Consider the following 12,683-nt stretch of genomic DNA (forward strand, 5'->3'; position numbering starts at 1 on the left):
GATTTAGTCAAAAAGTAGAGAAACCGGGTTTGTATTAAATAGCTCACCATACTAACATCTACTTCCCATCAACCCGGTTTCTTATGTATGAGGAAAAAATATTTAGATTACTTTATTCTCGAAAGAGAATAATTTAACTTTTTAACCATTCATACCACTCATTTAAACCTTCCCCACTAATAGCAGAAACCTGGAAAATCTTAATATTAGGATTTACCTTTTTTGCATATTCAATACAAAGATTCACATCAAATTGTACATAAGGCAATAAATCAATTTTCGTCAGAATCATTACTTCACTTTCCCGAAACATATAGGGATATTTAATCGGTTTATCTTCTCCTTCGGTAACTGATAGAATTGCTACCTTACAATTTTCTCCTAAATCAAATAAAGCAGGGCAAACTAAATTCCCCACATTTTCAATCATCAAAACTGAATCTAAAGGAGGATTTAATTCTGTATAACCTTTCTCTACCATTGCTGCTTCCAAATGACAGCCTTTGCCAGTATTAATTTGCACAACTTTACAGCCAGTCTGGCGAATTTTTTCCGCATCATTAATAGTTTCTTGGTCTCCTTCTATGACACTAAAAGTCAATTCAGATTTTAAATCATTAATAGTTCGAGTTAATAAAGTTGTTTTGCCAGAACCAGGAGAACTAACTAAATTTAATGCCAGAATATTTCGACCTTTAAACCAGCCTCGGTTTTGGGCAGCTATCATGTCATTTTTCTGTAAAATTTTTTGTTCTAAACTAATAGTTGTTTGGTGCATTTTAGCATGAACTTCTGCCGTTTCGTGATGATGATGTTCAGGAGTATGATTATCAGAATGAGTATGAGTAATAACAGTGCCATCTGGGAGAGTATGGGTATGGGAATGATGCTTATCTACTGTCCTTTTTTCTCCTGTTTGAGAATTAGTAATAGTAATTTCATTATTACCGGAACAACCGCAAGTTACACACATAATTTTTTTATCTCCATTTATTTGATTTATTGTTTTTGATTTTTGATTATAAGTAGGTCATTTCAGTTATCAGTTAGCCTCTTGCAGAGGAACTGCGTTAACAGTTATCAGTACCTCCGACTTAACTCGGAGGCTTGAAATACTGAGTTATACCAAATCCGGGTTAAAAAAAAGGTGTATATATATAGTTAACACCTTTTATTCTATGCGGATTTGATATTAAACATTTTTTTCATCCTCTTAAAAGGGGAGGCTTTGGACCTCATTTTTTGGTAAGTGGGAAAATTTGCAAGTACGTCATTGTGAGTGGAAGGAAGCAATCTCAAGGGTCTCAACCGCACCAACATTTGGTTATATAGTGAAGTTGATTCGCGTCTACCTACTTAATTAAATTAAAAAAAATTTAATCTCTGTTTTCAGTCAGTTTTGCTAATCTTTGAACTTCCTCTAAAGGCAAATCTAAATATTCAGCAATAGTCTCTAAAGTTAAACCTAAACGAATCATCTTAGATACAGATTTTAAGTTTGCTTCTTCTTTACCTTTAGCTTCACCTTTAGCTTCACCTTCAGCTAAAGCTTCTTGATAAACTTTAGTTTTTTTCAATTCACTTAAACCTAACATTGCTTCAATCTCCTTTCTAGTTGTTTGGGGTAACTTATAAATAATAATTGTTTGAATTAGATTAATTAAATCTTCTTGAATCTTTGGCTCAATAATTTCCTCTTGAGCTTGAGAAATTAAAGATTTAGCCAAATTAATTGCTTGAATTTTTGGCTCAATTACCAGTTTAACAACTCCTATCCCCAATAAACCACTTACACTTTCTTCCAATTCATCTAAATAAATCCGTTGGACTTGATTTGAGGCTAAAATATTGCCAAAGTGCTGATTTTGTTGCCTTTCGATATTACGACTGGGATAAATAACAACTATGTGCCAAGGATTGGGGGGTTGATATTGTCGTAAAAAGAGAAATAATTCGGCAAATAGACGATAATAGAGATTATCATCTGGTTGAAATTGGACTTCAACGAGGTAAAAAGGTTTATTAGGGTTATTGTCAGTTGGTAAGAATAAACCATCTAAACGGAAAGATAATTGTTTGACTTCACGGGAGGTAAATTCATAAGTTTGAGTATTGGTATTGGGTTGGTTTATTAGTTCAAAGAAAATTGTGGGAAAATTGAGAAATATTTGATAGAAAATACTGTCTGTTTTCACGATTTTATAATTAAGTTAGTCTGGAAATATTTGTCTGATATTCTTCAGGCCACGATTTTAAAATCTTATTAATTTCTATCTAGGAAAACCAAATTATTTAGAAAATTTATCCCATTCGTTTTCTTCAAGTCTTTTTAAAAAAATATACTGAAAATTTGCTTTGGGGAATGTAGATTTAACTGAATGAGAAACCCTGAAGTAGTTAACTGTAAGTTTCCGATAAGTCTTTTGATATTACACACATAATTCTTCTACTTCCATTTCCTTAATTTTCAGTTCTTGACCTTGAATAATATCAAGTTCAACACTGTTGCAAACATGACAAACGCCGAATGGTTGCTCCAGAGGAATTTCTGTTCCACATTGACGACATTTTCCTAAACCGGGAATTTTGATAATTTCTAAAGTTGCCCCTTCTAATACTGTACCTTTACTACAAACATCAAAACAAAATTCAATAGCATCTGCCATAATGGCAGAAAGTTCACCTATTTCTAAAGTGACTCGTTTAACAGTTTTGTCGCCAGCGTTTTCAGCAACGATGGCAACAATATTTTGAGTGATTCCTAATTCGTGCATATTTACAATATTTTTTCAGTTTTTCAGGTAATTTTTAAGCTTAAATATCAGAAATAGACAGATGGTTTTTAACTTCAAAAAATTAGTTAAAGACGATTGATATTGAGTGAAAAAAACAGTAATTTCTCAAAAAAATGTCAGTAGTATGCGATCGCCCACTACATTTTTTAATTACAAAATTTCATCAGGGCTAATACCTCTTTCCCTGAGAATTTCTGCTAGTCGGTCAGCTCGTTGTTTTTCCTGTTCAGCTCGTTCATCTCCAGTTAACAAAATATTCCCCGAATCATCACACCAGCGCAACCAATCATATTCTTTTCCTTCAAAAATACCATGCCAAATTGTTAAACCCAATCCCACTTGAGACAAATAGAAATTTCCTAGCTCTACATAACTATTACCTCGTAATTCATATACTCGTAAAATAGTTTCCCCAAGTTGTTTAAGTGGGTCAAAAACGACATAATAACCAACTGCAGCAAAAGCATAATCTTGTAATTTAATACCTAGTTCATTACCGATTTTATTAGAGACAATTTCGATAGCTACTTCTGGAGGTTTACCAAAAGAAAATACAAAATAAGAACGATTCTGTTTTTGACTCCAATCTTCCGGTACTTTGACTCGTAAACTGAGGAGAATGTCTGGTACTAGGGGTGGTATTTTTTCACTATAAACAAGTCCGACATTAGAAGTTGCTAAAAATGGTAAGTCTGTTTGAAAAGAACTGTATAAAGTAGTAGTTAATAGTCGTTGTTGTTTCTCAGTAATTAAATTATCCACAGGAGTATCATCCTCAGTAATAACATCACTAATATCTGGTTCTACAAATTCAAAATCTTCTGGTTGATTTGTGAAACTTTTGGGGGATGATTCAATATTTGTTTGTGTTGGTAATGTAGACATAATTTTTTTCCTTATTTGCGATTAAATCAAAACAGAAAATTCTAATCAATTAGATTCCTTTTTACTTCAAAAATTTTCAGGTTTTACAGACTGCCAGAAAGCATCAACTTCATCAGATGTATAAATCTCCTCACTTGTTAATTCCACAAAATCTTGTAAACGACGATTTAAAAAAGTTCTAGCAACTTTAATTATTTCTGCTTCTGGATAATTAGAATGAACCCAAATATTAACTTCAAATGAATTTATTCCATCTGAGTTTAGCAAAAAATTAACCAGATGATACTTATCAGAAAATCCAGGACGTTCTTGATATTTATTAAGTTCGATAATCTCAATTTTAGCATCAAAAAAAGTTTTCATGTTCTTTAAATATTGAGGTTTTGAACTTCAAGAATTGATAAGCTAATATATAATCCGGGTAATTACTTATCGTATAGGTAGGGAGTCAGGAGTCAGGAGTCAGGAGTCAGAAGAAAGAAAGATTTTGAACTATTGAATTTTTTAATTAGTATTCAATAGAATATCTGTATTAAAATGACATAATTTTGCGATTACTGTATAACCGGATTTTATATAAGACGCATTTAAATTGGGTATTACAGCGCTTTTCAGCTCAATGAACCACATTAAAAAAATGATAACCCTGTAGGGACGTTGTATGCAACGTCCCTACTGTTGTCTATTCAAATGAAAACCGCTGTAAGAAAGAAACCATCTCCCCATCTCCCTATCTCGACATCTCCCTAACAAATTCTCGGTAGTTGGTCTCCCACTAACATATCCACAATACGTTCGGTGCCGAATGTAGTTTGCAACAACAAAATTCCAGGGGGAGAAGCAATGACTTCCCCCACAATAGCAGCATCAATACCCGCAGGATGAGACTTCATCGCTGCCAACACAGTTTCCGCCTTTTCTCCTGGCACCACTGTCACTAACTTACCTTCATTTGCAAAATACAAAGGGTCGAGACCGAGAATTTCACAGACTCCCTGCACCTCCTCCCGCACTGGAAGAGAAGATTCAAAAAGTCGTATCCCCACTTCCGAACTCATGGCAAATTCATTTAATACTGTTGCTACACCCCCACGGGTAGCATCTCGCATCGCCCTAACTTCCGGACAAACATCCAAAATAGTATCCACCAAACCATTCAAAGGTTGAGTATCGCTTTCCACTTCCGTTGCTAAAGCTAAGTCTCCACGGGCGATCGTAATAGCTGCTCCGTGGTCTCCAAGATAACCATTCACAATAACGGCATCCCCTGGTTGGAGATTTTGAGCAGAAATGGAAACGCCCGAACGAATGACACCTACCCCCGCAGTATTGATAAATAATTTGTCCGCAGCACCTCGGTGAACAACTTTTGTGTCTCCAGTGACAATTTTCACCCCGGCGACATCTGCTGCAACTTTCATACTTTTTGCTATTTCTCGGAGGGAGTCAACGGAGAAACCTTCTTCAATAATCATTCCGCAGGAGAGATATAGAGGTTTTGCTCCACTCATCGCTAGATCGTTGACTGTACCGTTGACTGCAAGTTCGCCGATATTGCCTCCAGGAAAAAAGATGGGGTCAACTACATAAGAGTCCGTGGTAAAAGCAAGTCTGTCTCCCTGAGCAGTAAAAGTTGCTAGATCGAATGTTGCTTGGTCTTCTAGTTGAGATAGGGTGGGGTTGTCAAAGTTGCCGACAAAAATATCTTCTATGAGGTCGCGCATTGCTTTACCACCGCTACCGTGGGCTAGGGTAATGTTGGTGTCGCGCACTTTTGTCGGGCGACGTCGCGCTTGTTCGATTTTTTTAAATAAAGGATGTTGGATATGTTCGTTGGAGAGAGAGTTTGTCATATTAAATATTAATTTTATTAAGATCGCTTATTTTTAGATTTATTAGTTTATCTACGATAATATTTTTTCAAATTTTCAACCTGACGTTTAATATCTAAATCATTACTAAATTAGGTGTATTTTAGTTTACTTTACTCAACCTACATTACTTCTTGATTATTGAATTTCCAGGCGACATAATCTCACCTTTTCTATAATATTGGCTCCCATTTTTTCATAGAAGTTAATACCTTGAGAGTTATTAATATTTACAGTCCAATCAATTCTACCGCAACCTGTTTTTTCAGCTATTTGATACAGACGAGTTATTAAAGTTTTACCAATTTTTTGACCTCGGTATTCTTCTTTTAAATACAAATCATCTAGCCAAATTCCAGGTTTAGCTAAAAATGTAGAATAAATTCGATGGTAACTAGCGAAACCTACAGGTTGACCTCCCACTTCAGCTAATAAAATTGAAGTGAGAGGATTTGTGCAGAATAGATCCTTATTTAGTTGTTCGCTTGTGGCTTTGAGAGATTCGGGGCAGCCGTCAAATTCTGCTTTTAGATAAAGCAATTCCATAATAGCTTTTATGTCAATGGGAACTGCCTCTCTGATTACTATTTCTGTTTTAACCATAATTTTTAGACGGCAATTTTCAAATAATTAATTGCTTACTTACTTCAGATTAACTGCCAATTTTCACCAGAAAAATTAACTATTATTTTCTACTTTTTCTGCATGGCGACCTGGATGTTTATCAATATGAAGTTGACCGCCGACTGCCCAATTTTCTCTACTAAATTCGTCGATATGAACTGTCACCCATTCTGGTTTTGTTCCTAAAGTAGAAACAACTGTATCAGTAACAGCTTTTGCTAGTTTACGTTTTAATTCAACGGAGTGACCGTCGGCAATTTGAATAGTGATAAATGGCATAATTTTTTCCTCGTTTCTAATTGATGAATATATAAAGTATAAGAGATTGAATGTATCAGGAAATATAAAAAGGAGATAGGGAACACTTAACTGGCAATAGGGAATAGGGAGGAAGAAATCAAGACAAATATTTGTCGCTTAAAAATCTAGGAATATATGTACTGAATACTTATATATCTACCTTCTTTCAATCCCTTGAAGTATTAGCACTTTTAGATTTTAGTTACTCGTATGCTCTCTTAATAATTATTTTACAAACAGTCTCTAAGTAAAAAAAAGTAGTTTAAAAACACTGACTGGTGACATATTTTTCAAACTACTTTGCTTTTTTCCTTATTTCATATTAATGCTTAATACACTACCTTCTTCCTTCTTATTTCTTCCTTCTTCCTTCTTAAACAACCGACCATATTTATAATAAGCAGCACAAGCACCTTCAGACGAAACCATACAAGTGCCGATAGGATTTTCTGGAGTACAAGCAGTACCAAATACCTTACACTGCCAAGGTTTCAACACACCTTTGAGAATTTCCCCACATTGGCAAGCTTTAGCGTCAGCAACTTTTTTGTTAGGCACACAAAACTTAACTTCAGCATCAAAATAGGCATAAGCATCAGTAATTTTCAACCCAGACTCAGGAATTTCTCCTAAACCACGCCACTCAAATTCCTCTCGCACTTCAAATACTTTGCTCATTGCTTCCAATGCCACCTTATTACCGCTTTCTTTCACCACGCGACTATATTGGTTTTCCACCTCACAACGACCTTCTAACATTTGCTGTAGCAACATCCAAATAGATTGCAAAATGTCCAGAGGTTCAAATCCTGATACAACTAAAGGTTTCTGATATTTCTCGGAAATCACGCGGTAGGGTTCGGTACCAATAACCATGCTCACATGACCAGGCCCGACAAAACCTTGCAATTCTAAATCTGGGTTACTCAGTAATGCTTCTAGTGCGGGTACAACTAAAACATGATTACTGAAAACGCTGAAGTTGTAAATATTTTCTGCTTCTGCTTGCAAAATAGTTAAAGCAGCACTGGGAGCAGTAGTTTCAAAACCCAAACCAAAGAAAATAACGTCTTTGTCTGGATTTTCCCTAGCTATCTTCAAGCTATCCAGGGGCGAATAAACCATCCGAATATCTGCACCTTGAGCTTTTGCTTGCAACAGACTTTTTTTGGAACCCGGCACCCGCATCGCATCACCAAAAGTGGTAAAAATAACGTTTAATTTTTCTGCCAGAGCGATCGCGTCATCTAATCTACCCCTTGGCATCACACAAACCGGACATCCAGGGCCATGTATTAGTTCAATATTATTAGGTAAAACTTCCTCAATGCCATATTTGAAAATAGAGTGAGTATGACCGCCACAAACTTCCATTATTTTTAGTGGGTGTTCCGTGGAGTATCCTAATTTTTGGCTGAGTTTATCAATTTCTCTTACTAAACCTTGCGCTTTGTCGGGGTCGCGAAATTCTTTAACGTATTTCATATCAGTTTTTTCAGTTGTCAGTTATCAGTTGTCAGAAATAAATATAACAATATGTTGGGTTTATCCTGCGGATAAGCTACGCTTTTTATATCGAGCAGCGTTTTCCTGACGGAATGCTCCGCAAACATATCGGCTCAGAGCCGTTAACGGAGTTATGCGCCAGCAAAAACTTTTCCTCAACCCAACCTACATCAGTTATCAGTTGTCAGAAATAAATATAATAATTTGTGCATTAGGGCGGGTTTACTTAATCTTAGAGTAAGCATGAAAATTTCTACTAAAACCCGCCCCTACTATTGCACCATTTAAGGTGTGTCACTCCACTACGTTTTAATTCATTACCGCAGCAACTTCCTGCAATAATTTCAAAGTTTCTGTTGCTTCTTCCTCATCTAAACGGTTCATGGCAAAACCTACATGAACTAACACCCAGTCGCCAACACAAGACTCAACCGGATGTTCTTCATCAACTATGCAGGCAATATTAACCTCTCGTTTTACCCCACTAATATTAACCATTGCCAACTTCTGCTCGGCATTAGTTATTTCTGTAATTTGACCGGGAATACCTAAACACATTTTTATTCAATTAATTAAACTTTTACTAAAATCAAAACAAATTTTTTTATCCATTCTTTGATTTGCTAGAGGGTGCATCAATGCAGTGTAGGCAATATTTTAATTTTACCTCCCTACTCCCCTACTCCCCTGCTCCCCTACTCCAAGTCTAGCAGCAGCGATCGCTACTTGACCCAGAGATAAACCCCCATCATTAGGTGGAACTTGACTGTGAGTCAACACTTCCAAGCCCATTTTAGTTAGGCGATCGCTCACTCCTTCAAGTAACAATTTATTTTGAAATACTCCTCCAGTCAAAGCGACTTTATTAAACTCACAACTCTGATGAAATTCAGCTACCATCTCAGAAATAGCGATCGCCAATCCTTGATGAAATTTAGCTGCCATCAGAGCCGGAGTAGCACTTTGTTTTGTATCTATCAGTAAGGATTGCCACATCGGCTGTGGCACCAGATAAGTAAGAGGGAATTTACTATCTATATCTAAATTTAACATATCAAATTTATAACCCTCAATTTCTTCAGCATCATTTAATAAATACTCTGTTGCCAAAGCCTCCAAATTTATAGCAGCTTGGCCTTCATAACTACATGATTCCCGGCAAATCCCAATAGCAGCAGCCACCGCATCAAATAACCGTCCGCAAGAAGAAGCCACAGGAGAATTAATCCCTTTTTCCAGCATTTGATTAAGGGTGGCCAGAGGTTTTGTTTGGAAAAAATTAAATAATTCTAAATCTTGGTAATCCTTAAGAAAATCTAAACCAAAAGCAGCGACCAAATGGGCATAAGTATTTCGCCAAGGTTGATAAATAGCTTGTTCCCCTCCAATCATTTCTACAGGTTTAAAAGCTCCTAAACGTTCAAACCCGTGATAATTTGCTAATAAAAATTCTCCGCCCCAAAGAGTTCCATCTTCCCCATAACCTAATCCATCTAAAGCAATTCCTAAAACTGGCTGACAATCAATATCTAATCCATTTTCTGACATACAAGCTGCAATATGACTATGATGATGCTGAACTTCAATTATTTTTAAATTATTAGCAGCAGCCAAATCTTTCCCCAATTTTGTTGATAAATATTCCGGGTGTTTATCCACAACAATTACACTCGGTTCTGCCTCCAATAAACCTAAAAAAAGATTCAAAGTTTTTTCATAAGCTGTGGCAGCCAAATTATTTTCTAAATCTCCAATATGTTGAGACAAAATAGCCTGACCATCCCGCAATAAAGCAAAAGTATTTTTTAACTCACTTCCCATTGCCAAAATAGGAGGAATATCCGAAAATCCTGGAGGTAAATTAATCGGAGCAGGAGCATAACCACGGGCGCGACGTAATACCTGAGGCACTTCCTTAATAACTCTCACCACAGAATCATCAACCCGATTAAAAATTGGGCGATTATGTATGAGAAAATAATCAGCAATTTCTGATAGTTTCTCCCGCGTTTCTTCGTTATCAATACACTGAGGTTCATCAGAAAAATTGCCACTTGTTAATACTATGGGAACATTTAAACGGCGCAAGGCTAAATGATGCAATGGCGTATATGGCAACATGAAACCCAAAGTATTTTGTCCGGGTGCAACACTGGGTGCTAACTGTTGCGCAATAGTTTTTTCCAACAACACAATGGGAGCTGCTACACTTTCGAGTAATTTCCGTTCCATCTCACTAATATGACAATATTCAGAAATCATCTCAATATCTCGCGCCATCAACGCTAAAGGTTTATCCGGGCGACGTTTGCGAAGACGTAATTTTTGCACCGCTTCCTCATTTGTGGCATCGCAAGCAAGATGAAAACCGCCTAACCCTTTGATAGCAACTATCATTCCTCGTTGGATGAGAGTGCAAACCGCATCCACATCATCCAACATTGAAAACATATCCGCAGTTACAGGTTTACCATCCGCTCTTTCTAACCAAGCTTTCGGTCCGCAAACATGACAAGCAGTAGGTTGAGCGTGGAAGCGACGGTTGAGGGGATCGGAATAGTCTTGCTGACATTCTGAGCAAAGGTTAAAATCTGCCATCGTCGTATTTTTGCGGTCATAAGGTAATTTTTTGATGATACTGAGGCGGGGTCCGCAGTGGGTACAGTTGGTGAATGGGTAACGATAACACCGACTCAAAGGGTCGAATATTTCACTTTTGCAGTTGGAACAGGTGGCAGCATCGGGGGCTATTTGGGTACGAACGTTGTTGTTGGTGCTGGAGGCGATGATAAATTCTGGGAAATTTGCGTTTTCCAGGGGGTGGCGCGTAATGGTTTCAATATGGGCAAGTGGAGGGCGTTCAGAATGAATTTTTTCGATCAATTGGTTAATAGTAGAGCGATCGCCCACAACTTTAATTAAAACACCTTGTCCGTCATTACTGACTTCACCACGCAACCCCAATGTTTTAGCAATGCGGTAGACAGTAGGGCGAAAACCGACACCTTGCACAGTGCCATAGATGCGAATTTGTTCTGCTGTTTCAGACATGATGGATAATAGTAATTGAGATTTTTTGATTATAGCTCGTAGTAGGGCTTCAGCCCTAAAATTAAGGTTGAAAGGGCTAAAGCCCTACTACAAACATAGATAATTAAAAATAAGTAAAAAATAATTTGAATATTGTTTTGGGATTTCGGGCGCCTTATGTTAGAAAATTTACAGGTTTGTTACACACCTAAAATAGTGCAATAGTAGGGGCGGGTTTTAGTGGAAATTTTCATGCTTACCCTAAGATTTATATAAACCCGCCCTAAGCAGAGATCTAAAACTGTACTTCATAGATTAAAGAACTGCTATACAATATTAACGATATTCCTATTCCTAAAATCTGAAAAGTTATGGACGACAAACTTAGAAATTTATTTAGATTAGCCAAGCAGAGATACAAAGAAGAACTTACTTCAGTTGAGAAAAGGTTATTAAAAGCTATTGTTCAAGGAGAAGTAGCTAATTATCAAATTAAATCCAAAAAACTTATTTTTCTTAAGAAAAAATTAGATTTAAAACTGTTAAAAGAGTTAAAAGATGTAGAAAAGTTAGAAGATTTGGAAGATTTAAGTTTAGAACAATTAAAGGAGTTAGAAATTTTAGAACATCCAGAAGAGTTAAAACAGTTATTAACAGCCATTATTAAAGAAAAGGAATTTAATAATAGAGCTACAGCAGAATCATTGGGAGAAAGAACATTACCAGCTAAGTTTATTTACTGGTTATGTACAGATGTGGAAGCTTTTAAATATTTTACTAATCATGGTTTACAGGTTCGTGGAGCTAAAATTTCGGGGGAATTAAATCTTGAGTTTGTTAAGTTTGAAAGTTTATTATATTTCACTGAATGTGTGTTTACAGAAAAAATTATTCTCAGGGGAGCGAAGGTAGAAGAAATCAAGTTTAATGGTGGTCATGTTGTTGGTATTGATGCTGAGTTGATTCAAGTTAGGGGCAGTTTATATCTGAAAAATGGCTTTCAGAGTCAGGGTGGAGTAAATATAGGTGGAGCTACTATTGGTGGTCAACTTGATTGTTTTAGATGTCATTTCTTGAATCCAGAAGGAGATGCGCTCTTTGCTCAAAATATAAAAGTCAAAGGTTCTGTATTTCTGAGAAATGGTTTTAAGGCTGAGGGTAGGGTAAGTCTATTAGAAGCTACTATTGGTGGTCAACTTGATTGTAGTGATAGTCATTTCTCTAATCCAGGAAAAGATGCGCTCTTTGCTAATAATATAGAAGTCAAAGCTGATATCATTCTGAAAAATGGCTTTAAGGCTAAGGGTAGGGTAAGTCTATCTGGAGCTACTATTGGTGGTCAACTTGATTGTTTTAGATGTCATTTTTCTAATTCAGAAGGATATGCGCTCATTGCTCAGAGTATAGAAGTCAAAGAATCTGTCTTTCTCAGTAATGGTTTTAAGGCTGAGGGTAGAGTCAGTCTATATAGAGCTACTATTGGTGGTCAACTCTCTTGTAGTGGAGGTCATTTCTCTCATCCAAAAGGAACTGCGCTCATTGCTCAGAGTATAGAAGTCAAAGGTTCTATCTTTCTCAGTGATGATTTCAAGGCTGAGGGTAGGGTAAGTCTATATGGAGCTACTATTGGTGGTCAACTCTCTTGTAGTGGAGGTCATTTCTCTCATCCAAA

Annotated in this window: 12 protein-coding genes; 1 reads left to right on the top strand and 11 read right to left on the bottom strand. The window is 36.5% G+C overall.

The genetic code is table 11. From position 1 onward, the window contains the following. Window positions 1–133 precede the first annotated feature (133 nt). From hypB to hypF, 11 genes are all read right to left on the bottom strand, one after another. Window positions 134–973, bottom strand: a complete 840-nt coding sequence (gene hypB, locus ACP6PK_RS29190) for a hydrogenase nickel incorporation protein HypB (protein WP_426564962.1) — start codon at window positions 971–973, stop codon at window positions 134–136. A gap of 403 nt (window positions 974–1,376) precedes the next feature. Beyond that, window positions 1,377–2,195, bottom strand: coding sequence for an Rpn family recombination-promoting nuclease/putative transposase (locus ACP6PK_RS29195; protein ID WP_426564964.1), 819 nt, complete (start codon window positions 2,193–2,195; stop codon window positions 1,377–1,379). Between the two features lie 234 nt (window positions 2,196–2,429). Further along, the gene (gene hypA, locus ACP6PK_RS29200) at window positions 2,430–2,774 is read right to left on the bottom strand and encodes a hydrogenase maturation nickel metallochaperone HypA (RefSeq protein ID WP_094678707.1); all 345 of its coding nucleotides are present in this window, start codon (window positions 2,772–2,774) and stop codon (window positions 2,430–2,432) included. Window positions 2,775–2,945: 171 nt separating this feature from the next. Next, window positions 2,946–3,680: a Uma2 family endonuclease gene (locus ACP6PK_RS29205; RefSeq protein WP_426564966.1), complete on the bottom strand. Its 735-nt coding sequence runs from the start codon at window positions 3,678–3,680 to the stop codon at window positions 2,946–2,948. Window positions 3,681–3,746: 66 nt separating this feature from the next. Next, window positions 3,747–4,043 carry a hypothetical protein gene (locus ACP6PK_RS29210; RefSeq protein ID WP_094678703.1) on the bottom strand — a complete coding sequence of 99 codons (297 nt, stop codon included), beginning with the start codon at window positions 4,041–4,043 and terminating at the stop codon, window positions 3,747–3,749. Between the two features lie 383 nt (window positions 4,044–4,426). Next, window positions 4,427–5,533, bottom strand: coding sequence for a hydrogenase expression/formation protein HypE (gene hypE / locus ACP6PK_RS29215; RefSeq protein WP_426564968.1), 1,107 nt, complete (start codon window positions 5,531–5,533; stop codon window positions 4,427–4,429). Between the two features lie 156 nt (window positions 5,534–5,689). Then, complete coding sequence (locus tag ACP6PK_RS29220; protein WP_426564970.1) at window positions 5,690–6,154, bottom strand: GNAT family N-acetyltransferase; 465 nt, start codon at window positions 6,152–6,154, stop codon at window positions 5,690–5,692. Between the two features lie 75 nt (window positions 6,155–6,229). After that, window positions 6,230–6,454, bottom strand: coding sequence for a tautomerase family protein (locus ACP6PK_RS29225; RefSeq protein WP_094678699.1), 225 nt, complete (start codon window positions 6,452–6,454; stop codon window positions 6,230–6,232). Window positions 6,455–6,787: 333 nt separating this feature from the next. Next, window positions 6,788–7,960, bottom strand: coding sequence for a hydrogenase formation protein HypD (gene hypD, locus ACP6PK_RS29230; protein ID WP_094678697.1), 1,173 nt, complete (start codon window positions 7,958–7,960; stop codon window positions 6,788–6,790). A gap of 330 nt (window positions 7,961–8,290) precedes the next feature. Further along, window positions 8,291–8,539 carry a HypC/HybG/HupF family hydrogenase formation chaperone gene (locus tag ACP6PK_RS29235; RefSeq protein ID WP_094678695.1) on the bottom strand — a complete coding sequence of 83 codons (249 nt, stop codon included), beginning with the start codon at window positions 8,537–8,539 and terminating at the stop codon, window positions 8,291–8,293. A 105-nt stretch (window positions 8,540–8,644) separates the two neighbouring features. Next, entirely contained in the window at window positions 8,645–11,032 is a 2,388-nt protein-coding gene (gene hypF / locus ACP6PK_RS29240; RefSeq protein WP_426564973.1) for a carbamoyltransferase HypF, read from the bottom strand. A 350-nt stretch (window positions 11,033–11,382) separates the two neighbouring features. On the opposite strand from hypF, the gene ACP6PK_RS29245 reads away from it, so the two are divergent. Continuing rightward, on the top strand, window positions 11,383–12,683 hold a 1,301-nt coding region (locus ACP6PK_RS29245; protein ID WP_426564975.1), incomplete at its 3' end, for a hypothetical protein.

The sequence above is a fragment of the Dapis hubbardiae BLCC-M172 genome, assembly GCF_050016015.1.
Lineage (GTDB): Bacteria > Cyanobacteriota > Cyanobacteriia > Cyanobacteriales > Microcoleaceae > Trichodesmium.

Coding starts and splice junctions, on each gene's coding strand:
- ACP6PK_RS29220 (WP_426564970.1), bottom strand. CDS start 6,154: ATGGTTAAAACAGAAATAGTAATCAGAGAGGCAGTTCCCATTGACATA.
- ACP6PK_RS29225 (WP_094678699.1), bottom strand. CDS start 6,454: ATGCCATTTATCACTATTCAAATTGCCGACGGTCACTCCGTTGAATTA.
- hypF (WP_426564973.1), bottom strand. CDS start 11,032: ATGTCTGAAACAGCAGAACAAATTCGCATCTATGGCACTGTGCAAGGT.
- hypA (WP_094678707.1), bottom strand. CDS start 2,774: ATGCACGAATTAGGAATCACTCAAAATATTGTTGCCATCGTTGCTGAA.
- hypB (WP_426564962.1), bottom strand. CDS start 973: ATGTGTGTAACTTGCGGTTGTTCCGGTAATAATGAAATTACTATTACT.
- hypE (WP_426564968.1), bottom strand. CDS start 5,533: ATGACAAACTCTCTCTCCAACGAACATATCCAACATCCTTTATTTAAA.
- ACP6PK_RS29205 (WP_426564966.1), bottom strand. CDS start 3,680: ATGTCTACATTACCAACACAAACAAATATTGAATCATCCCCCAAAAGT.
- hypD (WP_094678697.1), bottom strand. CDS start 7,960: ATGAAATACGTTAAAGAATTTCGCGACCCCGACAAAGCGCAAGGTTTA.
- ACP6PK_RS29210 (WP_094678703.1), bottom strand. CDS start 4,043: ATGAAAACTTTTTTTGATGCTAAAATTGAGATTATCGAACTTAATAAA.
- ACP6PK_RS29235 (WP_094678695.1), bottom strand. CDS start 8,539: ATGTGTTTAGGTATTCCCGGTCAAATTACAGAAATAACTAATGCCGAG.